Source organism: Sphingopyxis sp. JAI108 (assembly GCF_013410105.1).
Classification (GTDB): Bacteria; Pseudomonadota; Alphaproteobacteria; order Sphingomonadales; family Sphingomonadaceae; genus Sphingopyxis; species Sphingopyxis chilensis.
On sequence record NZ_JACCCJ010000001.1, the window covers coordinates 1,468,785 to 1,490,807 of the forward strand.

Genomic DNA, 22,023 nt, shown 5'->3' on the forward strand with positions numbered 1-22,023 from the left:
AAAATGGGGCGTCTATCCGAATGGCGTCGCATCGAACGCCGGAACAGCGGGACATGAATCCCGCACGACAGGATGAGGGAGAGGGGACATGCGGGTTCGTGCATGCAATTTGCGCAAATTTCTGTTGAGTGGTGCGGCGATCGGCTGCCTGGCGTTTTCGGGCAATGCGGCGCTGGCGCGCGAGCATGTTACAAATTACCGCATTCCGGCGCAGTCGCTCGATCGCGCGCTGCGCGATTTCGGCGTGCAAAGCGGCGTGACGATTCTGGTCGATGCGTCGGTCGTCAACGGCAAGCGCACCGCCGGGCACAGCAAACGTTCGGACCCCGAAACGGCGCTGCGCTCGCTGCTGCTCGGAACCGGGCTCGGCTATCGCCGCGACGGCAACGTCTTCGTGGTGACGCGGGAGGGAAACGCGACCCCGCTCGCCGCCGGCGATGAAATCGAGGACGATAATGAAATCGTCGTCACGGCGCAGAAGCGCGAGGAAAAGATCAGCGACGTGCCGATCGCGATCAGCGCCTTCACGCCCAAGGGTCTCGACGACCGCAAGGTCGAAAGCGGGGCGGAACTGGTTCGCGCGGTTCCCAATGTCAATTTTTCGAAGGGCAACTTCAGCGGTTATGATTTCACGATCCGCGGCATCGGAACCAAGGCGATTTCCGCGTCGAGCGATCCCGCCGTCGCGGTCAGCTTCAACAACACGCCGCTGATCCGCAACCGCCTGTTCGAAGCAGAGTTTTTCGACCTTGAGCGCGTCGAGGTGCTCCGCGGCCCGCAAGGGACGCTATATGGCCGGAACGCCACGGGCGGGGTGGTCAATGTCATTCCGGCGATGCCGAGCGACGAGTTCGAGGGGATGGCGAAGGGCGAAGTCGGGAATTTTTCGACGCGCCGGCTGAGCGGGATGATCAACGTTCCGCTGACCGACACGCTGGCGGTCCGCGCGGCCGGCGCGATGACCAAGCGCGACGGTTTCGATTTCAACAGTTTCACCCAACAGCGCGTCAACGATCGCGACCTGTGGTCGACGCGCGTGTCGGCGCAGTGGGAACCCACCGACGATCTGAAGGCGAGCTTCATCTGGCAGCATTTCGAGGAGGACGATCAGCGTTCGCGCACCGGCAAGCAGCTTTGCACGCGCGACGACGGGCCGGCGATGCTGGGCACGACGGTCGTCCCGGACTATCTGCGTCCGAAGCTGAGCCAAGGCTGCAAGCCGGGATCGCTTTACAGCGACGCGGCTTTCGGCGCGCCGAATGCGTCGAGCTTTGCGTTCGTCTACACGGCAAAGCTGATCGGCGTCGGCTTTGTTCCCGACCCCATATTGGGTGTCGCGGTGGTGCCGCTGATTGACCCGGACCTCGACCCCTATGCCGGCATCCGGCAATCCCGGAACCTGCGTGAGATCGCTACCAGCTATGATCCGGTCTTCCGCGCCAAGAATGATGTGTTCCAGCTCAATCTCGAGGCAGGGGTGGGCGACTTGAAGCTGATCTCGCAGACCGCCTATTCGCGGGATCGTTACTATTCGTCGCAGGATTATAATCGCTTCGTTTCGGTTCCGATTTTCAACGATTCGAGCGACCCGGGGTTGATCGATGGTCTGGGACGGCCGAATAATATCCCCGGGCCGACTCCGGGTGGCGTCTATACCGATCCGCAACTCGGGCCCTCGGACCGGATGCTCGCGGTCGATGTCAGTCAGTCGCGCAACACGCAATGGACGCAGGAGCTGCGGCTGCAATCCGATTTTTCGGGGCCATTTAATTTCAGCATCGGCGCCAATGCGCTGAACTTCAAGTCGCAGGACGATTATTACGTCTTCAGCAATTTATTCAGCCTGCTTGGGGAGTATTTTTACAACCGCGAGGACGCGCCGGGCGAAATCGGCACGGGAACGCGCAATTGCAATCCGGGCCAGGAGTTTCGTGAATGCATCTATGTCGATCCGAATCCTATCGACCAGATCGACGGGCAGGGGCATAATTATTTCCGCAGCAAGAATGTCGTGCAGACGCGGTCGTGGGCGCTGTTCGGTGAGGCCTATTGGAATGTGTCGGACGATGTAAAGATCACCGCCGGCGCGCGCTATACCAACGACAAGAAGACCTCGACACCGATTCCCAGCCAACTTTTGCTCGGCGCGCAGAATTTCGGAACCGAGAGCGGCGCATCGAGCGGCGGCCGCGTCAGCATCGGTTACCCGGCGCTGCCGCCGATCGACCAGCAGTGGGACGCCTTCACCGGACGGTTGGTCGTCGACTGGAAACCCGAAACCTCCTTTTCAGACGACACATTGGTCTATGCGTCCTTTTCGCACGGGTACAAAGGGGGCGGTTCGAACCCGCCGCGCGTCGATATCGACCCCAAGGTGATCCAGTATCAGCCGCTCGCCGAGACGTTCAAACCCGAGTATGTCAATGCGTTCGAAATCGGCACGAAGAACAGTTTCGCCGGTGGCAGGATGACGCTCAACGCCACCGCCTTTTTCTATGACTATACCGATTATCAAGTGTCGCAGATCGTCGACCGCATTTCGCTCAACGAAAATTTCGATGCGCAAAGCTGGGGGCTGGAGCTGGAGGCGGCGTGGCAGCCATCGCGCAATTTCCGGGTCGATTCCAACTTCGGCTATTTGCGCACGCGGATCGGAAAGGGGGCGCAATCGATCGATGTGATGGACCGGACGCAGGGGAATGAGGACTGGGTCGTGCTGCGTCCGCAGCTTGGCGTGCCGTCGAACTGCATCGCACCGCGCGACAAGGTCGAGACGATCCTCAATTCCTTTTTTGCCGGTCCTGGCGGGCTGGGAGATTTGATGCTGTCCGCGATGTGCGCGGGATCGGCGCGCTACGGCAGCTTCAATCCGAATGTCGAGACCAATCTGCGCTACGATCAGTTTCTGGGTTTCACTTACGATCCGCTCACCGACGCGCCGAACGGCGGGCGCGGTTTCTATGCCGATCTGGAAGGGAACGAGTTGCCCAATTCGCCGCGCTTCACCTTCAATGTCGGCGCCCAATATACCTTCTTCATCGACGACTGGAATCTGACGTTTCGCGGCGATTATTACCGCCAGGCGAAAAGCTATGCGCGCGTTTACAACACCGAATATGACCGGCTGAAGGCGTGGGACAATGCCAATCTGGCGGTGACGCTGGAACGGCCGGAATCGCAGTTCGCGATGCAGCTTTATGTCAAGAATCTGTTCAACGACACGCCGATAACCAACACTTTCACGAACAGCGACGACACGGGGCTCAGCGCGAATATCTTCACGCTCGATCCGCGTATTATCGGCTTCAGTGTGACCAAGCGTTTCTGATCGGCACGACGCAAGGTCCTCCCTCGGGCGCGTTTTCGAACGCGCCCTTTTTTTACGAACGATCGGATTCACCGAAAAATTTCGATGCCTTATCCCCCCTGTCCGATCGCGCACGCGTCTATGGGTAAGGGAAAGCAGAATAGTTTCCCGCAATGCAAAGCAATAAACGGAGAGGATAAGTCATGAACAATCTCAAGAAGATATTCGTCGGCACCGTGGCTGCGCTCGCCATGCTTCCTACCGCCGCGCTCGCGGGAACCTATTCGCCTGCGGGTACGGGTGGCGCCGGTCCCAGCACGGTGGAGGTGAAGAAAGGCATCACGCTGACCTGCACGCTCACCGCCACCACCAATTCGAACGGCACCATTTCGACCACGGTTCCCAGCGGCACCAAAATCACCGGCATTTCGCTGACCGGCGGCCTCTGCGGTGCGGTTTCGTTCAGCGGTTTTCCGTATGACATCACGACGCTGAACGCGACCGATGTCGTGATCAACGATGTGCGCGTCGTCGGCATCACCGGCAATTGCCGCGGAAACCTCCGCGCCAAGCTGGTCGGCGGCGTCCTCCAGTTCACCCACGCCAACACCATCCCCTCGGACCCGCCCGGTGGCTCGGCGTGCAGCATGCAGAACAATGTCTCGACCAGCCCGACGGCATCCTACACCTATCCCTGATCGGCCGTTGGCAACCAGACCGTCCCCTGCCTGTCCCTATGGGGCAGGCAGGATCGGGGTAACCCCTCCCTCCCTCCCCACGGTCTGCCAACAGCTGAAACGATGAAGACCGGAAGGCATTTTGCCTTCCGGTCTTCATCGGCTTGCGGGGGAAGGGACGGGCGCGGCGGGGTTTCGAGGCTGCAGGACGGGTGACGGAACGATGAATGCGGGGATAGACGGGGGATTTGCCGGCGCGATTGGCGTGCTGCTCACCCTGCTGGGCGTCCCGGCCCAGGCTCAGGCTCCCGCGGTCGAATCCTCCTCGCCCCTATCGCCCGAAATCGACGAGATCGTGGTCACCGCCCAGTGGGGCGCCGCGCTGGTCGAGTCCGAAACCGAACTCGGCGAGGCCGAAATCGACGCTTATGGCGCGAATTCGATCGGCGACCTTGTCTCGCTAATCGCCCCGCTCACCGGGCGGCCGGACGAACGCCCGATCATCCTCATCAACGGCGAGCGCGCCGATGGCGCAACCGGAATCAACGGTTTCCCGCCTGAAGCACTGGCGCGGATCGCCATCCTGCGCTCGGAGGCGGCGGAGCGATATGGCTATCCGCCCGGGCAGCGGGTGGTGAACCTCGTGCTCAAAAAGAGCTTCGCGTCGTGGCAGGGCGAAGCCGGCGTGCAAATCGCGACGGCGGGCGGACGCGAAAGCGGGCAGCTGTCGCTCGGCCGCTTCGTGATCGACGGCAAATCGCGCTGGAGCGCGCGCATCGACGCCTCGCACGACAATCACCTGCTCAAGAGCGCGCGCAGCGGTGCAGGCGACCTCGACGCCTCCGATGCCAGCCGCACGCTGCTGCCCGCTTCGGACAGGCTGACGATGAATCTTGGCCTGACGCGGCCGCTGGGGCGGTTCAGCGGCACATTCGGTATCGATGTCGCCCGGCGCGACACGCGCCAGTTGCTCGGCCCGGCGCCCGTGCCCGCTGGCGGTGGCGGGGATCCGCTTCGCGGCGATCAGGATTCGACAAACCTCGGATTGTCGGCGCTTTTGGGCGGCCCGCTCGCCGGCTGGCAATCGAATATCATCGCCCGCTACACGCGCTCCTGGTCCACCAACGCGCTCGAACGCGTGGCCGCCGGGCCCGAAATCCGGATCGACCGGACGCGTTCGCGCAGCGAGGGGTTGTCGGCCCAGGTCAATCTCAACCGGCCGGTCCTGACGCTTCCAGCCGGCATGGTAACATCGAACATTTCGTTCGGCGCGGCCCGCGACTGGACCCAAAGTCGCGGGTCGGGGGAGGGGGATATTCCTGCCGGGTTCGAATTCCGGCGCCGGCAATGGGACGCGCGGCTCTCGCTCGGCGTTCCGATCTCCTCATCGGTTTCCGACCGTTTTTCGGCGCTCGGCGACCTGTCGGTCGATATCGCCGGCGGCGTGAGCGAGGCTTCGGGCTCGCCGCTGCAGGAACGGTTCGATTTCGGATTGAACTGGACGCCTTTCCCCCTGCTTCAGCTCACCGCCACGGCGGGCTTTGCGCAGCTGATACCGAGCGCCGATCAATTGGGCGGCCCCTATGTCGAGGAGGTCAGGCGCATCTATGACTATCGCCGGCAGGAGATCGCCGAACCGCGATGGATAACCGGGGGCAATCCCGACCTCGGCCGCGGGCGGCAGCGCAGCTATTCGCTGCGCGCCAGCCTGACGCCCTTCGCCGATCCGCAAATCTCGATCACATCGCAATATCAGCGACAATCGGCGACCGGCGGCGCCGGACTATTCCCGACGCTGACGCCCGCAGTCGAGGATGCGTTTCCGGAGCGCGTCGTGCGCGATGCTGCTGGCCGGCTCGTCTCGGTCGATGCGCGCCCGATCCGGATCGCGCGCGACATCAGCGAACGGCTCGACAGCGGCCTTGTGGTCTCCTTTTCCACCGGGGGCCGGGCTGGCGCAGAAGTCGGCGCTCCGCCGCAAGCCAGCCCCTGGCAGGTGACCTTGTCGATCAACCATGGATGGACGCTCCGCAGCGAATTGCTGACCCGCCCCGGTGTCCCCGCCATCGACCGGCTGCGCGGCGACACCGCGCAATCGCGGCATAGCCTCACGTTCCAGCTCGTCGCCGGCCGCGCCGGGGCGGGGTTTACGCTAGACGGGACCTGGCAAAGCCCCTTCCGCCTCCGCGTCGACGGTCAGCAGGATTATCGCCACCGTGCCGTGACGGCGCTGAACCTTCGCCTGTTCGCCGAGCCAGAGCGCTTGCTGCGAATGCAGGAGAAGCCCGCGTGGCTCTCGGACCTGAATATTGCGCTCGATATCCGGAACCTGTTCGACAGCTATCGGCGCGTCGTGCTGAGCGACGGCACCGTGCCGGCGGGCTATGAACGCTATGAAGTCGACCCGCTCGGCCGTACGGTCCAGTTGTCGCTCCGCAAACGTTTCTAGCGCGGCGCGCGCGCCTCGGTGGTGCGGGCCCATTCGGCAAGCGGCCCGTGTCGTTTGATCGTCTTGAGGCACACGACGGTTTTCAACCGCTGGACGCCGGGCAGCTTCGACAAATTATGACGGAGCAGCTCGTCGAGGTGATCGGCCGATCGCGCAAAAATCTTGAGCAGATAGTCGCTCTCGCCCGCGGTGGTGTGGCACTCGACCACGGCCGGATGCGCGAGAACGGCGGCCTCGAACTCGATATGCGCGTCGAAACGGATCTGCACCTCGACAAAACTTTGCACCGCAAGCCCGATCGCGATCGGATCGAGGCGCGCGGCATAACCGTCGATCACGCCGCTTTCCTCAAGATTTTTCACGCGCGACCAGCAGGGCGACTTCGACAGACCGACCCGGTCGCCAAGGTCGGCGTAGGATTGGCGGCCGTCGCTTTCGAGTGCGGCGGCGATCTTCCAGTCGAGCTTGTCCATGCGTTCCGTCCTATATCGTGTTCAGGCAGCAATAGAGGAGCAAGTCGCACAGGAGAAGAACAAAATCCTTCATTTGGTGATAATGGCAGAACGATAGGTTGGTTTCGATCGGATTTGAACAACAAATCCGGACAATGTTCGCGCGCACGCGGGCTAGTCTTGCGGGCGAAGGTTTGGAGAGAGACCGATGGCCGCGACACATATTTTCGACGCACCGCCCGAAGGTGTCGCGGCCGATTGGACGATGCCGCAAAACTGGCGTGCCTTCACGGCCGAACAACATGAGACCTGGCGGTCGCTGTTCGATCGGCAGTCGGCGGCGCTCGACGGTTATGCGTGCCGGTCGTTCCTCGGCGGGCTCGACATTCTTCGCAAGCTGAAACCGGGGGTTCCCGACTTCACCGAACTCAACGCGCTGCTCAAACCCGTGTCGGGGTGGGAGGTCGTGGCGGTGCCGGGCTGGATTCCGAACGAGCCCTTTTTCCGGCATCTGGCGAACCGGCGCTTTCCCGCCGCCAATTTCGTCCGCCCGCCCGAGCAGATCGCGTACAGCGAAGAGCCCGATATGTTTCACGACATATTCGGCCATGTCCCGATGCTCACCGATCCGGCCTTTTCGGACTTTCTGGTCGCTTATGGCGAGGCGGGATTGCGCGCCGAAAAGCTTGGGGCATCGGACTATCTCGGGCGGCTGTGGCTTTACACGGTCGAGTTCGGCCTCGTCGTCGAGGATGGCGAGCTTCGCGCTTTTGGTGGCGGGCTGATGTCGAGCTTTGCCGAAACCCTGTCGGCGCTGACCGCGCCCGAACCGCGGCGCCTCTGGCTCGATATCGAGCGGGTTATGCGGACCAGATATCATTTCGACCAGTTGCAGCAGACCTATTTCGTCGTCGCGGGGTTCGAGCAATTGCTGCGCGCGACCGAGGAAACCGACTTTGCGAGCGTCTATCGCAAGATAGCGAACGAGCCCGCGCTTGAACCGGGGGATGCCTGTCCGGGCGATGTCGCCTATGAAGGACGCCTGCCGGCCCGTCCGGCAAGCGGAGAGGCATTCCCATGATCAGGCAGACGCGCGACGGCGGCACCGACATCTTCGAGACCGAGATCGACGGCGAGACGATCCAGTGGGACAATGGGCTCACTTACGCTCGGCATCTCCAGACCGCGCAGCTCTTGTCGGCACAGGTGCCGGTGTCGGACAAGCCCGACGAGATGCTGTTCATCATCATGCACCAGACGATGGAGCTGTGGATCAAGCTGGTGCTGCATGAGGCGCGGCTGGTCCTTGACGCGATCCAGGCCGACCGGCTGGAAATTGCAGGCAAGGGGCTCGACCGCATCGCGACGATCCAGCGGCACATGATCCACAGCTGGGAGGTGCTCGCGACGCTGACGCCGCATGATTTCCTGACTTTCCGCGGCTTCCTGCGCCGCGCGTCGGGGTTCCAGTCGCAGCAATATCGCGAGCTTGAATATCTGCTTGGCAACAAGCGCGAGGATATGATGATCGTCCATAAGGACGACCCAGTGGCCACGGAGCGGCTGCGCGCGACGTTCGAGGCGCCGTCGATCTACGACGAACTGCTGCGACTGCTGGCGCGGCGCGGGTTCGCCATTCCCGCCGATCATCTGGAGCGCGACTGGACCAAGCCCTATGAAGCGTCCGAGGCGGTCGAAAAGGCGTGGCTGGCGATCTACACCGACCCTGACCGGTACTGGGATCTCTACACGCTCGCCGAAAAGGTCACCGCGCTCGAATATTATTTCCAGGAATGGCGCTTCAAGCACATGAAGACCGTCGCGCGCGTGATCGGGCACAAGCCGGGGACCGGCGGCTCGTCGGGGGTCAATTATCTCGTCAAGGCGCTGAGCCTCAGTTTCTTTCCCGAACTCTGGTCGATGCGCACCGAAATGGTCGCGCCGCGCGAGGGTGGGGACTATGCGGCGGGGGAGCGCAAATGAGCCGGATCTGGGACATTTCGCAGCCGCTCCACGCCGCTGTGCCGGTGTGGCCGGGCGAGCCGGCCTTCGCGCTCCACAGCCATGCGGTGATCGGCGAAGGCTGCCCGGTCAACGTCGGGGGCATGTTCACGCCGCTGCACGCCGGGACGCATGGCGATGCGCCGCTGCACTATGCCAATGACGGCGCGTCGTCGGCCGACTGCGATCTGGGTGCCTATATCGGGCCGTGCGTGCTGCTCGACATGCGCCATGCGCGCGGGCGGGTCGAGATTGCGGATGTGGACTGGACCGCGATCGAAGGCGCCGAGCGTGTGCTGCTGCGGACCTACGAACATTTTCCGCACGATCGATGGGATAGCGATTTCACCGCCATCGCCAACGATGTGATCGCGAGGCTCGGCGCAATGGGCGTGCGCCTGATCGGCACCGATGCGGCGTCGCTCGACCCCGAACAGTCGAAGACGCTCGACGCGCATCAGGCGGTGAAGGCGGCCGACATGCGGATATTGGAGGGGCTGGTGCTCGATGACGTGCCGTCCGGCCGGTACGAACTTGTTGCGCTGCCGCTGCGCATCGTCGGCGCCGATGCCAGCCCGGTGCGCGCCATCCTGAGGGAAATCGCATGACCGACACGATGACCGTCACCGATGTGCAGGCGCTCGATGCTTCGGATCCGCTCGCCCATTTTCGCGAGCGTTTCCATCTGCGCAAGGGGATGATCTATCTCGACGGCAATTCGCTCGGCGCGCTGCCCAAAGCGACGAGCGACCGGCTGGCGGGGGTGATCGGCGAAGAATGGGGCGAGGGGCTGATTACCTCGTGGCTCGAAGCCTTATGGTCGACCGCGCCGCGGCGCATCGGCGACAAGATCGGCCGGCTGATCGGCGCCAACCCCGGCGAGATCGTCGCGACCGATTCGACTTCCATCAATATCTTCAAGGCGTTGACGGCCGCCCTTTCGTTGCGGCGTGAACGGACGGTGATCCTGTCCGAAGCGACCAATTTCCCAACCGACGTCTATATGATGCAGGGCATCGAGGCCTTTTCGGGCGGACGCGTCAAGGCGGCGACCGTCGCGCCCGACGATATCGTCGAGGCGCTGAACGACGATGTCGCGGTGCTGCTGCTGACGCAGGTGCATTACAAGTCGGGCCGCGTTCGCGACATGGCGGCGATCACGCGCGCCGCGCACGATGCTGGCGCGCTCGTCGTCTGGGACCTGAGCCACAGCGCGGGCGCGATCCCGGTCGACCTCAACGGCGCAAACGCCGATTTTGCTATTGGCTGCGGCTATAAATTCCTCAACGGCGGGCCCGGCGCGCCCGCCTATCTGTTCGCCGCAGCGCGGCATCATGCTGCCACGCCCGTGCTGTCGGGCTGGTTCGGCCACGCGCGGCCCTTCGCTTTCGAGGAGGATTATGATCCTGCCGCCGGGATCGAGCGCTTCCAGTGCGGGACGCCGCCGGTGCTCGGCCTGTCGGCGCTCGAGGTCGGCGTCGACCTGATGCTCGAAGCCGATATGGCCGAAATCCGCCGCAAGTCGCTCGCGCTCGGCGACCTGTTCATCGAGCAGATGCGGCCTCTGTGCGAAGCCTATGGTTTCGAACTGATCAGCCCGGAGGACCATGCGACGCGCGGCAGTCAGGTCGCCTATGCGCACCCGCAGGGCTATCAGATCGTGCAGGCGCTCAAGGAATATGACGTCATCGCCGACTTCCGCGCGCCCGACATTTTGCGCTTCGGACTGACGCCGCTTTACCTGCGTTATTGCGACATCGTCGAAACGGTCGATCGGCTCGAAACAGTCTGCGCGACGCGCGCATGGGACAAACCGCAATATCACCAGCGGGCGGCGGTGACATGAGCGACGTGTCGGCGCCCCTCCTGCCCAGGTCGCGCGTCGCCGCGGTGCAGGCCGCGCCGGTCTTCCTCGACCCGGCGGCGACGATCGACAAGGCGTGCGCGCTGATCGCCGAGGCGGGCGTCAATGGCGCGCAGCTGGTCGCCTTTCCGGAGGTGTTCGTCGCCGCCTATCCCTACTGGAACTGGCTGATGACGCCGATCGAGGGCGCCGAGTGGCACGAGCGGCTGTACCGCGCGTCGCTCCTGATTGACGGCCCCGAGGTTGCCGCGCTGTGCGCCGCCGCGCGCGACCATGGCTGCACCGTCGTGATCGGGATCAACGAACGCGACCCGGTCAGCGTCGGCACGCTCTACAACGCGAACCTCATTATCGGCGCCGACGGTAGCCTGCTCGGACGCCACCGCAAGCTGGTGCCGACCTGGGCCGAGAAGCTGACCTGGGCGGGCGGCGACGGCAGCTCGATCCGCGTCTATGACACGCCGGTCGGGCCGCTCGGCACGCTTGCATGCGGCGAGAATACCAATACGCTCGCGCGCTTCGCGCTGCTGTCACAGGGCGAGCTCGTCCATGTCGCCAATTATATCGCGCTCCCCGTTGCGCCCGCGTCGTACAATATGGCCGAGGCGATCAAGATCCGCGCGACCGCGCACAGTTTCGAGGGCAAGGTCTTCACGATCGTCGCCTGCTCGACGGTGAGCGAGGAGATCGTCGCCGCGATGAGCGCCGACCGCCCGCAGAACCGCGATCTGCTCTCGCGCCCGAACAGCGCCTGGTCGGGCGTGATCGATCCGCACGGCAATCTGGTCGGCGACGCGCTGATCGACGTCGAGGGCATCGTCTATGCCGACATCGACCTGGGCGAATGCATAAGGCCCAAGCTGATGCACGACATCATCGGCGGCTATAATCGCTTCGACATCTTCAACCTGACGGTCGACCGGACGCCCCGCGCGTCGGCCCTGTTCATCGACGAGCCCCAGCCCGCCGATGCCGACGAGGAGACGCCGCCATGACAGGCAATAGCACGATGATCGACCCGCGCGACGATGTGCTCGGACGGTCGCGCGTCACCGATACCCCTGAACTCGAAGCCTTTTATCAAGAGCTTGCCGCGCGCAATGCCGGCGCCTTCTGGAAGTGCGCCAATGCGATCGAGCCGTGGGAGCCCGAAACGCGCTATCGCCCGACGCTCTGGCGCTATTCCGAGATGCGCGACATGTGCCTCCGCGCGCTCGATCTGGTGAAGCCCGAGGAAGCGGGGCGCCGCGTCGTGACCCTGCTCAACGACAGCGACGCGGGGCGCGAGAATGTCGCGGTATGCGGCTGGCTGTTCAGTGGCATGCAGGCGATGCGTCCCGGCGAGATCACCCCCGCGCACCGCCACACCGCCTCGGCGCACCGCTTCATCATGGAGGGGAAGGGCGCCTATACCGTCGTCGATGGCCATCACATCACGCTCGGCGCCAACGACTATGTGCTGACGCCGGGCGGCTGCTGGCACGACCATGGCGTCGTTGCCGACGGCGAAGTGTCGATCTGGCAGGACGGGCTCGACATTCCGCTGATGAACAGCCTCGAGACCAATTTCTACGCGGTTTATGACCAGCCCGCACAGGCGGCGGCGTTTCCGACTGACGATTTGCCACTGACCTATGGCGGGGGGGGCGCTGCGGCCCGAAGGCATCGGTGCATGGGAAAAGCCTTATTCGCCGGTGATGGTCTATCGCTGGGACGCGACGCGTGACGCCTTGTGGAACCTCGCGAAAGTGTCCGACGGGTCGCCCTTCGACGGGCATATGGTGCGTTACTCGAACCCGCTGACCGGCGGTTGGGCGCTGCAGACGATGGGCGCGCATATGCAGATGCTGAAGCCCGGTTTTCGCGGGCTTGCGCACCGCCACACCGGCAATGTCGTCTATAATGTCGCGGGCGGCCGCGGCTATTCGATCATCGGCGGCGAGCGCTTCGACTGGGGCACGCACGACATTTTCTGCGTTCCCGCGTGGGTGTGGCACGAGCATGTCAATCTCGACGCGTCCGAAGAGGCCTTCCTTTTCTCGTTCAACGATTTCCCCGTGATGGAGGCGCTCGGCGTCCGGATCGAGGAAGCCTATCCCGACCATGGCGGCCACCAGCCCGCCTGACTTGCAGCAGACAGGACTATTTATGCGCTTCGTGACATATCGCACGGTGGAGACCGAGCCCCGGCTCGGCCTTCTCCATGGCGGCCTCGTGATCGACGTCGAATATTTCGGCGACGCGATCGGGCAGGATTTGCCCTCGACGATGCTCGATTTCATCGACCTGGGGCCCGTCGCGCTGCGCTTCCTGCAGGAAGCCGTCGCGTCGGCGACGACCGCCGACCTCATCGGCACCTCGCTGCCCGAGGGCAATGTCACCCTGCTCGCACCGATCCCTCGCCCGCGCAAGAATATCTTCGGAATCGGTCTGAACTATACTGAGCATGTTGCTGAATCTGCGCGCAGTCTCGACACGTCGAACGAGCTGCCGCAGCAGCCGGTGATCTTCTCGAAGCCGCCGACCGCAGTCGTCGCGTGGAACGATCCGATCCGGCACAATGCGAAGGTGACGCAGCAACTCGACTGGGAAACCGAGCTGGCAGTGATCATCGGCAGCACGGCGCGTGACGTCGCCGAAGCCGACGCGCTGGACCATGTGTTCGGCTATACGGTGATCAACGACGTCTCAGCGCGCGACTGCCGCCGCGCCGGGCAATGGATCGTGTCGAAGGGCCAGGACAGCTTTGCGCCGATGGGGCCGTGCATCGTCACCGCCGACGAAATCGGCGACCCGCATAATCTCAATATCCTCACCCATGTGAACGGGGTGGAAAAGCAGAACAGCAACACGCGCTTCATGCTGTTCAATATCAATCAGTTGATCTCCGATATTTCGAGCGTGATGACGCTCGAACCTGGCGACATTATCGCGACCGGAACCCCAGCCGGGGTCGGCGCGGGGCGCGATCCGCAGGAGTTCATGTGGCCGGGTGACGTCGTCGAATGCACCGTCGAGGGCATCGGCACGCTCCGCAACCCGATCGTCGCGGTCTAAGGCGCCCACGATGACCCGACCCATCCGTATCGGGCAGATCGTGCCCAGTTCGAACGTCACGATGGAAACCGAAATTCCGGCGCTGCTCCGCGCGCGCGAGGCCATCGCGCCCGAACGCTTCACCTTCCATTCGTCGCGGATGCGGATGAAGCAGGTCACGAAAGAGGAACTCGCGGCGATGGACGCGGACTCCGACCGCTGCGCGCTCGAACTGTCCGACGCTGCGGTCGATGTGCTCGGCTATGCCTGCCTCGTCGCGATCATGAGCATGGGCGAGGGCTACCACCGGGTATCGGAGGCGCGGCTGCACCAGCGCACGGTCGATAACGGCCACGCCGCGCCGGTCGTCACCAGCGCGGGTGCGCTGGTCGAGGGGCTCAAGACGTTGCACGCGAAGCGTATCGCGCTCGTCGCGCCCTATATGAAGCCGCTGACCGAGATGGTCGTCGGCTATATCGCGAAGGAGGGGGTCGAGGTCGCCGACTCGCTCGCGCTCGAAATTCCCGACAACCTCGAGGTGGCGGCGCAGGATCCCGCGAATTTGCTCGACCATTACAAGCGGCTCGACCTTTCCGGGATCGACGCACTCGTTCTCTCGGCGTGCGTGCAGATGCCTTCGTTGCCGGCGGTGCAGAGGGTCGAGGACGCCATCGGCAAACCCGTGATATCGGCGGCGATTTGCACGGCGCACCAGATGCTCGCGCGGCTTGGGCTTTCGACGCGGGTTCCGGGCGCCGGCGCGCTGCTTTCCGGCCGTTATTGAGCCGATACCGATCCTGCCAATCTGGCGCTTAATTCCGCAATCGCGCCGCCGTAAATTATGCAAAATGCGACATTCACCCCCAACGAGTGCGCGCGTTTTTCCGGACCTTGCCGATGATAATGTTAACTATGATCCGCAACATGATTGAATTGTAAGACTAATTCTAGTATTTTGATGACGTGGGGATTGTGTATTTGCAGTATAGACAAACACTTATGCTTGTTTTGCTGCTTCGATAAGGTGGACGGCATGAACCAGCATCGCTTCTCGGATCCGGCAGAGGAGCGGGATATCGCCGCCGCCGCCGATCGCCGCGAAGGCGATCGCTATCGCACGGTCTGGCGGATCGCCAAGGTGATGCGCAACGGTGACGCGGGCTTGTGGCGGGTCCGCAATATTTCCGATCGCGGCATGATGCTCGCGGCCGACGTCCCGATCGCCGTCGGCGAAAAGCTGGAGGTTGCGCTTTCGGATACCGTTATGATCCGTGGGGAGGTCGTCTGGTCGGACGCGGGCCGATGCGGCGTTTCGTTCGACAAGGAAGTCGATGTCGCCGACGTGCTCAAGAAATTGGCGGCCGAACAGCGCGCCACCGGCTATCGCCAACCCCGCCTGCAGGTGCACACGAAGGCGCAGGCGGTGACCGACGAAGGCGCGGCGACCGATATCGAACTGGTGGACCTGTCGCAGAATGGCGCCGGTTTCGTCCACGACGGGCATCTCGAGGTCGGCAAGGAATTCAACCTAGTGCTCGCGGGCGACGTCAAGCGCCGTGCGATCGTGCGCTGGTCGCGCGGCGGGCGCGGTGGCCTGTGGCTGACGCAGCCGCTCGACCGTGCCGACCTTGAAAGCATCCGCCGCTTCGAAAGCTGAAGCTAGGCCGCGCTCCGCACGATCCTGGCCCATGGATTGAGGTCGGGTTCGGCGATCTTGACCAGCCTGTTGCGGTCGCGGTGCAGGAAGGGCTCGTCGCGGCCCTTCACCGTCAATGTCGTGTCGGACACATAGCTCCACGACCCATCGTCGTGGAAATCGACCGTCAGTTGATAGGCGTCGGTGCGAAAGGCGAGGTCGAGAAAGCTCGTCGAACAGATGCCATATTCGGTTTGACCGCGTTCCGCCTTGACGACGAGGCGCTTGCTATCGGGCTCGGCGTGACCCGATGCGATGGCAATTTGTCCGCGCGGGATCGCCAGCGTTTGCAGGATCAGGCCGGTCGACGCCTCGTAAAGCCAGTAACCGACCTGGTCGTGGAAGCTGATATCCTCCTCGCGCGTGTTGACGTGCTGGTGATAGCGCAGGCCGTAGAAGAGTTGCGGTCCGTTCGCCTGCGGGTCGATCGGCTGCATCTCGATCCGCTCATAATATTGGCGCGTCTCGGGGCCGTCGGCCTTGGGGTTGATATCGACCCCGCGTTGCCCCTCCCAGATGCCCGCCAGCCGCCGCAGGGGGCCGAGATTGGCGAGCGTTTCGGGATCGACGTCCTCGGGCTCGGTGAAGATATCGTCGGGTATTTCCATCGCTTTCCCCCTTCGACGGCGATCAGATGTCCTCGACCAGTCGCCCGTAAAGCTGCGGCCGGCGGTCGCGGAAGAAGCCCATGCCGGCGCGGTGTTTTGCGGCGCGGTCGAGATCGATCGTCTGGGTGAGCACACCCGTCTCGCTCGCGCCGAACGCCTGCGTCATGTCGCCCCATTCGTCGGTGATGAAGCTGTGGCCATAGAAATTGGCGTCGCCTTCGGTCCCGATGCGGTTCGCCGCGATCACCGGCATGCAGTTCGACACGCTGTGCCCCTGCATCGCGCGGCGCCACATGCGGCTGGTGTCGAGGTCGGCATCATAGGGTTCGCTGCCGATCGCGGTTGGATAGAAAAGCAGTTCGGCCCCCATCAGCGCCATCGCGCGCGCGCATTCGGGATACCATTGGTCCCAGCAGACGCCGACGCCGATGCGCGTGCCGAACACGTCCCAGACCTTGAAGCCCGTGTTGCCGGGGCGGAAATAATATTTCTCTTCATATCCGGGTCCGTCGGGGATGTGACTCTTGCGATACGTCCCCATGATCGCTCCGTCGGGGCCGATCATCGCGAGCGTGTTGTAATAATGCGGCCCGTCCTTCTCGAAGAAACTCGTCGGGATCGCGACCTTCAGTTTGGTGGCGAGCGCCTGCATCGCGACGACGCTCGGATGCTCGGTCGTCGGGCGGGCGGTCGCGAACAGTTCCTCGTCCTCGACCTGGCAGAAATAGGGGCCTTCGAAGAGTTCGGGCGGCAGGATGATTTGCGCGCCCTTGGCCGCCGCTTCCTCGACGAGCGCTGACACGGCCTCGATGTTGGGCTGGACGGGGCCGGGCAGGGGAAGCTGTAACGCGGCGACGGTGATGGTGCGGGTCATGGGGCTGGATATAAGCGAGCCCGCGCATCTTGCCAGAGCAAAAGCCCGCGACCCGTTCACGTCATCCCGGCCTTCGCCGGGATGACGTGAAGAAGATCAACTGGGAAGCTGCTGGCTGGAACAGTGGAAGCTCCCGCCGCCAACGATGATCCCCCGCGCGGGCACGCCGACCGCGCGGCGATCGGGGAAGAGCGCGGCGAGCGTGTCGACTGCTGCCTGATCGTTGGGAACGCCATAGGTCGGGACGACAACGACGCTGTTGCCGATATAGAAATTCATATAGCTCGCCGCCGCAATCTCGTCGTCCACTTCGACGCGGCCGGGCGAGGGCATGTCGACGATTTCGACGCCGCCGAACGCCGCGGTGCGTGCGCGCGCGTCGGCATAGATATGCGCGTTGGGATCATCCTTCCCCGCCGCGACGGGCAGCGCGAGGCGGCCCTCGCCGACGAAGCGCGCGAGATTGTCGACATGGCCGTCGGTATGGTCACCGACGAGCCCTTTGCCCAGCCACAGCAGCCGGTCGATGCCGAGCGACTGGCGGAGCCGCACCGCGATATCCTCGCGCGTTAGCGTCGGATTGCGGTTGGGGTTGAGCAGGCATTCCTCGGTGGTGACGCACAGGCCGGTGCCATCGACGTCGATCGCCCCGCCTTCGAGCACCCAGTCGAGATGCTGCGTCGGCAGGTCCGCGTGCGCGGCCAGGATCGCCCCGATCTCCCGGTCGCCGGGCATCACGAACTTGTTGCCCCACCAGTTGAAGTCGAAATTGCGCGCCTCGCGCTGGGCGCCGGTGCCGACGATGATCGGACCCGTGTCGCGCAGCCAGATATCGCCGAAGGGGGCGACGAACAACTTCACGCCCTCGTCGACGAGCGCCTCGGCGATATCGGCATTGTCATGGTCGCGAACGAGAAGATGCACTGTCTCACCACGTCCGCCGTCGTGGACGGCATTCGCAAAGGCCGCGACATCGCGCCGCGCGGCATCGATTTGGCTCGACCATTCCTCCGCCATGTGCGGAAAGCCGATCCAGACGGCATCATGGGGTGCCCATTCGGCGGGCATGCGGTGGGTCATCGCGTGATAGTCCTTTGCGTCGATGCCCGTGACATCGATCATCTCGTCCAAAACGCAGCAATCCAGAATGGCTGCTGCCATTCTGGATTGCCGGAACACGATGCTCCCCGCAACTGCGGAGGAGCGGTTGTCTCCGTTACTTACCGGCGCGCGACTTGTCGCGGGCGGCGCGGAATTCGTCGCCCTCGACCCAGTTCGGCCACGCGTCGGTCATCGCGAGCATCCGCCCTGCGGCATAATAGAGGCGCAGGTCCGACATCATGCCGCCCCAGTTGGTGATCGCCTCATACTCGTCGCCCGGCGCATGATAGCGGTTCTTCTCATAATCTTCCGACGCCTTCTGGCCGGCTTCGACCCCGCCTTCGACGAGATCCTCGCCGCTGCCGAAGTTGAACATCGGTACGCCGAGCTTGGCGAAGCTGAAGTGGTCGGAACGATAATAGAAGCCCTTTTCGGGCGTCGGCTCGGCCTTGACCGTGCGGCCCTCCATCTTGGCGAGTTTTTCGACATAGGCGTCGAGTTCGGACTTGCCGCCGCCCACGACGACGATGTCCTTCGCCGGACCGCTCGCGTTCAATGCGTCCATGTTCACGCCGCCCACCGTCTGCGCGAGCGGGAAGATCGGGTTTTCGGCATAATATTTCGAGCCGAGCAGACCCGATTCCTCGGCCGTTACGGCAAGGAAGACGATGCTGCGATCGGGCGCGCCGACCTTCTGGAACGCCTGCGCCAGCGTCACCAGACCGGCGATGCCGCTCGCATTGTCGACCGCACCGTTGCAGATGTCGTCGCCGGCGACAGGCGTGCAGCGGCCGAGGTGATCCCAATGGCCGGTGTAGAGCACATATTCATCCGGCCGCTTGGCGCCCGGCAGCACGCCGATGACGTTGCGCGACATCTTCTTCGAAATCTGGTTGTCGAAGCCGAAATTCGCCTTCACTCCGGTCAGCGCGACGGGCTTGAACCCCTTCTTCTTGGCGGCCTCGCGCAGCTTGTCGAAGTCCTGGCCCGCGCTTGCGAACAATTCCTTCGCCTTGGGAAGCTGGATCCAGCCGTTGGCGACCGTCTGGTCGGCGCCGCCATTCTTGCTGTCGGCGAGGTATTGCGTGCCGGTGTTGCTCGATTCGACAACGTTCCAGCCATAGGCGGCGGGTTCGGTGTCGTGGACGATCAGCACCGCCGCGGCGCCCTGCCGCGCGGCTTCCTCATATTTATAGCTCCAGCGGCCGTAATAGGTCATCGCGCGGCCGTTGAACTCGCCCTTGGCTTCCTTGGTCTGCCAGTCGGGATCGTTAACGAGGACGACGACGGTCTTCCCCTTCACATCAAGCCCGGCATAGTCGTTCCAGCCCTTTTCGGGGGCGTTGATGCCATAGCCGACGAACACGACGTCGCTGTCCTTGACCTCGGTCTTCGGCTGGACGCGATAGCTGAACGCGACATAGTCCTTCGCATATTGCGCGGTGACCGGCGTCTTGCCGCCGGTGAAGGTGAGCGGTGTCGCATTTTTTGCGGTGATTTCGACCAGCGGCACATCCTGCGTCCAGCTGCCGTTGTTCCCGGGCTTCAGCCCCGCTTCCTCATATTTCTTGATGATATAGGCGACGGTCTTTTCCTCGCCCGCGGTGCCGGGCGCGCGGCCCTCATAGGCGTCCGACGACAATTCCTTCGTCACCTCCTGCAACGTCGCGAGCGGCAGTTCGGGGATCTCGACGTCGGGGATCGTAACGGTCGACGTGGCTGTCTTGTCCGACGCATTGCACGCGGCAACGGTCAGAAGAACCGCAAGGGCTGCGGTCGAGCGGGGGAAGCGAAGCATGGAAATTCCTCGGGTTTTCGTATTCGACCGCGGGCTTGTGCCAGCCCGGTGCGGAGGGTGCAAGCGCCGCTTGTGGGACTTTCAGCGCTTGGAAAAGCGGACGCCGGCTTTTAGAGAAGCAAAAGGGGACCGAATAACAGGGGGATGGATATGCGGGGGCGCTGGCTATATTTGCTGGGTTTGGGGATTGCCGCGGGGGCCGCGCACGCACAGGAGGGAGACGTCGCACGCCGCTTCGGTACGCTTGACGGCGTCACGCAGGTCAGCTTGTCGCCTGACGGGCAGCGCCTTGCCTTTCTGGCCCCGAACAAGGGGCAGGCGAACGATCTGTTCGTCGTCGATATTGCCGACGGGGCCTTGCCCCGCCGCATCTTGCGCGCAAGCGGCGACCCCGAAATCCTGCGCTGGTGCAGATGGGCGACCGACGCGCGGCTGGTCTGCCAGATCGGCGGCCGGGAGAAGGTGGGCGAGTTCATCTATGGCTTTTCGTCGCTGCTGGGCGTCGATGCCGCGGGCGGCAACGTCAAGTCGCTGAGCATCCGGCGCGGCGACAATGCGCTGGGGATCGATTTCCGCGGTGGCAGCGTCATCGACTGGCAGCCGGGACCGCCGGGCAGCGTATTGATGATGCGCAGCCATGTTCCCGAGGCGAACCGCCGTACGGCTTCCCTGATCACCAAGGATGAGGAGGGGATGGGGGTCGACCTGGTGAATGTCGTCGAAGGCTCGGTGAAGGTCGTCGAGAAACCCCGGCGCGACACCATCGAATATATCACCGACGGCAAAGGCGAAGTGCGCATCATGGGCACCCAGCCGATGGAAGGACGGACGGACAACCTCAGCCGGATCGTGCGTTATTTCTACAAGCCTGCAGGTGGCGGTGACTGGCAGCAGTTATCGTCGATTGACACATTGTCGCGCGAGGGATTTGAGCCCTGGACGGTTGACGCGGCGACCGATCGTGCGATCGGCTTCGGCAAGATCGACGGGCGCCTTGCGGTCATGGCGGTGAAGCTTGATGGAACGGGGAAGGGCGAAACCCTCTATCGCCATCCCGAAGTCGATGTCGATGCGCTGGTTCGTGTCGGCCGCGATCAGCGCGTGGTGGGTGCGACTTATGCCACCGATCGCCGCCAGATGGTGACGACCGACCCCCAGGTCGCGGCGATGGCCAACTCCTTGTCACGCGCGCTTGGTGGCCGCCAGGTTTATTTCGTCGATGCGTCGGCCGATGAATCGCATTGGTTGCTGTGGGCCGGATCGGACGTCGATCCGGGGCGCTATTATCGTTATACACCCGCGCTAAAACAGCTGCGCCCGCTGCTTGAAGACCGGCCCTTGTTGTCGGGACTGACGCTCGCGCCGGTCAAGGCGGTACGCTATCCTGCGTCCGACGGTACGATGATCCCCGGTTATCTGACGCTCCCTCCGGGACGCAGCGATGCCAAGGGCCTGCCGGCGATCGTCATGCCGCATGGCGGGCCGTCTTCGCGCGACGAATGGGGGTTCGACTGGCTCGCGCAATATTTCGCCCAAGAAGGCTTCGCGGTCGTCCAGCCCAATTACCGCGGATCGTCGGGCTATGGCGACCAATGGTATCAGAACAATGGGTTCCAGTCGTGGAAGGTCGCGATCGGCGATGTGAGCGACGCCGGCCGGTGGATATTGGCCCAAGGGGCCGATCCCGCCAAATTGTCGATCGTCGGCTGGTCCTATGGCGGCTATGCCGCGTTGCAGTCGGGTGTCGTCGCGCCCGACCTGTTCCGTGCGATTGTCGCGATCGCACCGGTGACCGATCTCAGCAGATTTAAGACCGAAAGTGCCCGCTATACCAGCGGCGCGATCGTTCGCGATTTCATCGGTTCGGGTCCCCACATCCGCGAGGGGTCGCCGGCCCAGAATGCCGGCCGCATCGTAGCGCCGGTGCTCATGTTCCACGGAACGCTGGACCAGAATGTCGATATCGACCAGTCGCGGATCATGCGCGGTGCGTTGGCCTCCGCCGGAAAGAAGGTTGAGCTGGTCGAATATCCCGGCCTTGCGCACGGCCTGAGCGACAGCGACACGCGCACAGCGATGCTCGCGCAGATTACGCGGTTCCTGCCACACTGAACGAAAAAGGGGCGGTCCGTTTCCGGACCGCCCCTCGCAATTTCGCAA

19 protein-coding genes are annotated in these 22,023 nt (G+C 63.6%); 14 read left to right on the forward strand and 5 right to left on the reverse strand.

Annotated features, from left to right (window positions below; translation table 11 throughout):
* The first annotated feature begins 88 nt into the window (after positions 1 to 88).
* From HDC29_RS07045 to HDC29_RS07055, 3 genes are all read left to right on the forward strand, one after another.
* Positions 89 to 3,328 carry a TonB-dependent receptor domain-containing protein gene (locus HDC29_RS07045; RefSeq protein WP_179495691.1) on the forward strand — a complete coding sequence of 1,080 codons (3,240 nt, stop codon included), beginning with the start codon at positions 89 to 91 and terminating at the stop codon, positions 3,326 to 3,328.
* A gap of 182 nt (positions 3,329 to 3,510) precedes the next feature.
* Positions 3,511 to 4,005, forward strand: a complete 495-nt coding sequence (locus tag HDC29_RS07050; RefSeq protein ID WP_179495693.1) for a hypothetical protein — start codon at positions 3,511 to 3,513, stop codon at positions 4,003 to 4,005.
* A gap of 202 nt (positions 4,006 to 4,207) precedes the next feature.
* Complete coding sequence (locus tag HDC29_RS07055) at positions 4,208 to 6,433, forward strand: hypothetical protein (protein WP_179495695.1); 2,226 nt, start codon at positions 4,208 to 4,210, stop codon at positions 6,431 to 6,433.
* Here the strand turns inward: HDC29_RS07055 and HDC29_RS07060 are convergent.
* Positions 6,430 to 6,906 carry an Lrp/AsnC family transcriptional regulator gene (locus HDC29_RS07060; RefSeq protein WP_179495697.1) on the reverse strand — a complete coding sequence of 159 codons (477 nt, stop codon included), beginning with the start codon at positions 6,904 to 6,906 and terminating at the stop codon, positions 6,430 to 6,432. The two genes, HDC29_RS07055 and HDC29_RS07060, sit on opposite strands and share 4 nt — an antisense overlap.
* Before the next feature lie 187 nt (positions 6,907 to 7,093).
* Between HDC29_RS07060 and phhA the strand changes: the two genes are divergently transcribed.
* The 10 genes from phhA (at position 7,094) to HDC29_RS07105 (ending at position 15,443) form a co-directional block, all read left to right on the forward strand.
* Positions 7,094 to 7,966, forward strand: coding sequence for a phenylalanine 4-monooxygenase (phhA, locus tag HDC29_RS07065; protein ID WP_179495699.1), 873 nt, complete (start codon positions 7,094 to 7,096; stop codon positions 7,964 to 7,966).
* Positions 7,963 to 8,868: a tryptophan 2,3-dioxygenase gene (locus tag HDC29_RS07070; protein ID WP_179495702.1), complete on the forward strand. Its 906-nt coding sequence runs from the start codon at positions 7,963 to 7,965 to the stop codon at positions 8,866 to 8,868. The genes phhA and HDC29_RS07070 overlap by 4 nt, the downstream gene beginning before the upstream one ends.
* Positions 8,865 to 9,494 carry an arylformamidase gene (gene kynB / locus HDC29_RS07075; RefSeq protein ID WP_179495704.1) on the forward strand — a complete coding sequence of 210 codons (630 nt, stop codon included), beginning with the start codon at positions 8,865 to 8,867 and terminating at the stop codon, positions 9,492 to 9,494. Before HDC29_RS07070 ends, kynB begins: the two co-directional genes overlap by 4 nt.
* Positions 9,491 to 10,732: a kynureninase gene (gene kynU, locus HDC29_RS07080; protein WP_179495706.1), complete on the forward strand. Its 1,242-nt coding sequence runs from the start codon at positions 9,491 to 9,493 to the stop codon at positions 10,730 to 10,732. Before kynB ends, kynU begins: the two co-directional genes overlap by 4 nt.
* Positions 10,729 to 11,745, forward strand: coding sequence for a carbon-nitrogen hydrolase family protein (locus HDC29_RS07085; protein ID WP_179495708.1), 1,017 nt, complete (start codon positions 10,729 to 10,731; stop codon positions 11,743 to 11,745). The genes kynU and HDC29_RS07085 overlap by 4 nt, the downstream gene beginning before the upstream one ends.
* Complete coding sequence (locus HDC29_RS19195) at positions 11,742 to 12,476, forward strand: cupin domain-containing protein (RefSeq protein ID WP_257018088.1); 735 nt, start codon at positions 11,742 to 11,744, stop codon at positions 12,474 to 12,476. Before HDC29_RS07085 ends, HDC29_RS19195 begins: the two co-directional genes overlap by 4 nt.
* Complete coding sequence (locus HDC29_RS19200) at positions 12,448 to 12,876, forward strand: cupin domain-containing protein (protein WP_257018218.1); 429 nt, start codon at positions 12,448 to 12,450, stop codon at positions 12,874 to 12,876. Before HDC29_RS19195 ends, HDC29_RS19200 begins: the two co-directional genes overlap by 29 nt.
* A gap of 22 nt (positions 12,877 to 12,898) precedes the next feature.
* A complete protein-coding gene (locus HDC29_RS07095; RefSeq protein ID WP_179495710.1) occupies positions 12,899 to 13,807 on the forward strand; it encodes a fumarylacetoacetate hydrolase family protein in 909 nt (302 codons plus the stop codon).
* A gap of 10 nt (positions 13,808 to 13,817) precedes the next feature.
* Entirely contained in the window at positions 13,818 to 14,570 is a 753-nt protein-coding gene (locus HDC29_RS07100) for an Asp/Glu racemase (RefSeq protein ID WP_306455566.1), read from the forward strand.
* A 249-nt stretch (positions 14,571 to 14,819) separates the two neighbouring features.
* Positions 14,820 to 15,443, forward strand: a complete 624-nt coding sequence (locus tag HDC29_RS07105; RefSeq protein WP_179495713.1) for a PilZ domain-containing protein — start codon at positions 14,820 to 14,822, stop codon at positions 15,441 to 15,443.
* 2 nt (positions 15,444 to 15,445) lie between these two features.
* Here HDC29_RS07105 and HDC29_RS07110 read toward each other — a convergent pair whose 3' ends face one another.
* From HDC29_RS07110 to HDC29_RS07125, 4 genes are all read right to left on the reverse strand, one after another.
* A complete protein-coding gene (locus HDC29_RS07110; RefSeq protein ID WP_179495715.1) occupies positions 15,446 to 16,090 on the reverse strand; it encodes an FABP family protein in 645 nt (214 codons plus the stop codon).
* Positions 16,091 to 16,112: 22 nt separating this feature from the next.
* Positions 16,113 to 16,964: an N-carbamoylputrescine amidase gene (gene aguB / locus HDC29_RS07115; protein ID WP_179495717.1), complete on the reverse strand. Its 852-nt coding sequence runs from the start codon at positions 16,962 to 16,964 to the stop codon at positions 16,113 to 16,115.
* Between the two features lie 96 nt (positions 16,965 to 17,060).
* The gene (locus tag HDC29_RS07120) at positions 17,061 to 18,044 is read right to left on the reverse strand and encodes an agmatine deiminase family protein (RefSeq protein WP_179497326.1); all 984 of its coding nucleotides are present in this window, start codon (positions 18,042 to 18,044) and stop codon (positions 17,061 to 17,063) included.
* A 136-nt stretch (positions 18,045 to 18,180) separates the two neighbouring features.
* Positions 18,181 to 19,863 (reverse strand): M28 family metallopeptidase, encoded by a 1,683-nt coding sequence (locus HDC29_RS07125; RefSeq protein WP_179495719.1) that lies wholly within the window; start codon positions 19,861 to 19,863, stop codon positions 18,181 to 18,183.
* A 150-nt stretch (positions 19,864 to 20,013) separates the two neighbouring features.
* On the opposite strand from HDC29_RS07125, the gene HDC29_RS07130 reads away from it, so the two are divergent.
* Positions 20,014 to 21,975, forward strand: coding sequence for a S9 family peptidase (locus tag HDC29_RS07130; RefSeq protein ID WP_257018089.1), 1,962 nt, complete (start codon positions 20,014 to 20,016; stop codon positions 21,973 to 21,975).
* Positions 21,976 to 22,023: the final 48 nt, after the last annotated feature.

Excerpts from the sequence above, each read along its gene's own strand:
- HDC29_RS07045 (WP_179495691.1), top strand. The coding sequence starts at position 89 with ATGCGGGTTCGTGCATGCAATTTGCGCAAATTTCTGTTGAGTGGTGCG.
- HDC29_RS07050 (WP_179495693.1), top strand. The coding sequence starts at position 3,511 with ATGAACAATCTCAAGAAGATATTCGTCGGCACCGTGGCTGCGCTCGCC.
- HDC29_RS07055 (WP_179495695.1), top strand. The coding sequence starts at position 4,208 with ATGAATGCGGGGATAGACGGGGGATTTGCCGGCGCGATTGGCGTGCTG.
- HDC29_RS07060 (WP_179495697.1), bottom strand. The coding sequence starts at position 6,906 with ATGGACAAGCTCGACTGGAAGATCGCCGCCGCACTCGAAAGCGACGGC.
- phhA (WP_179495699.1), top strand. The coding sequence starts at position 7,094 with ATGGCCGCGACACATATTTTCGACGCACCGCCCGAAGGTGTCGCGGCC.
- HDC29_RS07070 (WP_179495702.1), top strand. The coding sequence starts at position 7,963 with ATGATCAGGCAGACGCGCGACGGCGGCACCGACATCTTCGAGACCGAG.
- kynB (WP_179495704.1), top strand. The coding sequence starts at position 8,865 with ATGAGCCGGATCTGGGACATTTCGCAGCCGCTCCACGCCGCTGTGCCG.
- kynU (WP_179495706.1), top strand. The coding sequence starts at position 9,491 with ATGACCGACACGATGACCGTCACCGATGTGCAGGCGCTCGATGCTTCG.
- HDC29_RS07085 (WP_179495708.1), top strand. The coding sequence starts at position 10,729 with ATGAGCGACGTGTCGGCGCCCCTCCTGCCCAGGTCGCGCGTCGCCGCG.
- HDC29_RS19195 (WP_257018088.1), top strand. The coding sequence starts at position 11,742 with ATGACAGGCAATAGCACGATGATCGACCCGCGCGACGATGTGCTCGGA.
- HDC29_RS19200 (WP_257018218.1), top strand. The coding sequence starts at position 12,448 with ATGGTCTATCGCTGGGACGCGACGCGTGACGCCTTGTGGAACCTCGCG.
- HDC29_RS07095 (WP_179495710.1), top strand. The coding sequence starts at position 12,899 with ATGCGCTTCGTGACATATCGCACGGTGGAGACCGAGCCCCGGCTCGGC.
- HDC29_RS07100 (WP_306455566.1), top strand. The coding sequence starts at position 13,818 with ATGACCCGACCCATCCGTATCGGGCAGATCGTGCCCAGTTCGAACGTC.
- HDC29_RS07105 (WP_179495713.1), top strand. The coding sequence starts at position 14,820 with ATGAACCAGCATCGCTTCTCGGATCCGGCAGAGGAGCGGGATATCGCC.
- HDC29_RS07110 (WP_179495715.1), bottom strand. The coding sequence starts at position 16,090 with ATGGAAATACCCGACGATATCTTCACCGAGCCCGAGGACGTCGATCCC.
- aguB (WP_179495717.1), bottom strand. The coding sequence starts at position 16,964 with ATGACCCGCACCATCACCGTCGCCGCGTTACAGCTTCCCCTGCCCGGC.
- HDC29_RS07120 (WP_179497326.1), bottom strand. The coding sequence starts at position 18,044 with ATGACCCACCGCATGCCCGCCGAATGGGCACCCCATGATGCCGTCTGG.
- HDC29_RS07125 (WP_179495719.1), bottom strand. The coding sequence starts at position 19,863 with ATGCTTCGCTTCCCCCGCTCGACCGCAGCCCTTGCGGTTCTTCTGACC.
- HDC29_RS07130 (WP_257018089.1), top strand. The coding sequence starts at position 20,014 with ATGCGGGGGCGCTGGCTATATTTGCTGGGTTTGGGGATTGCCGCGGGG.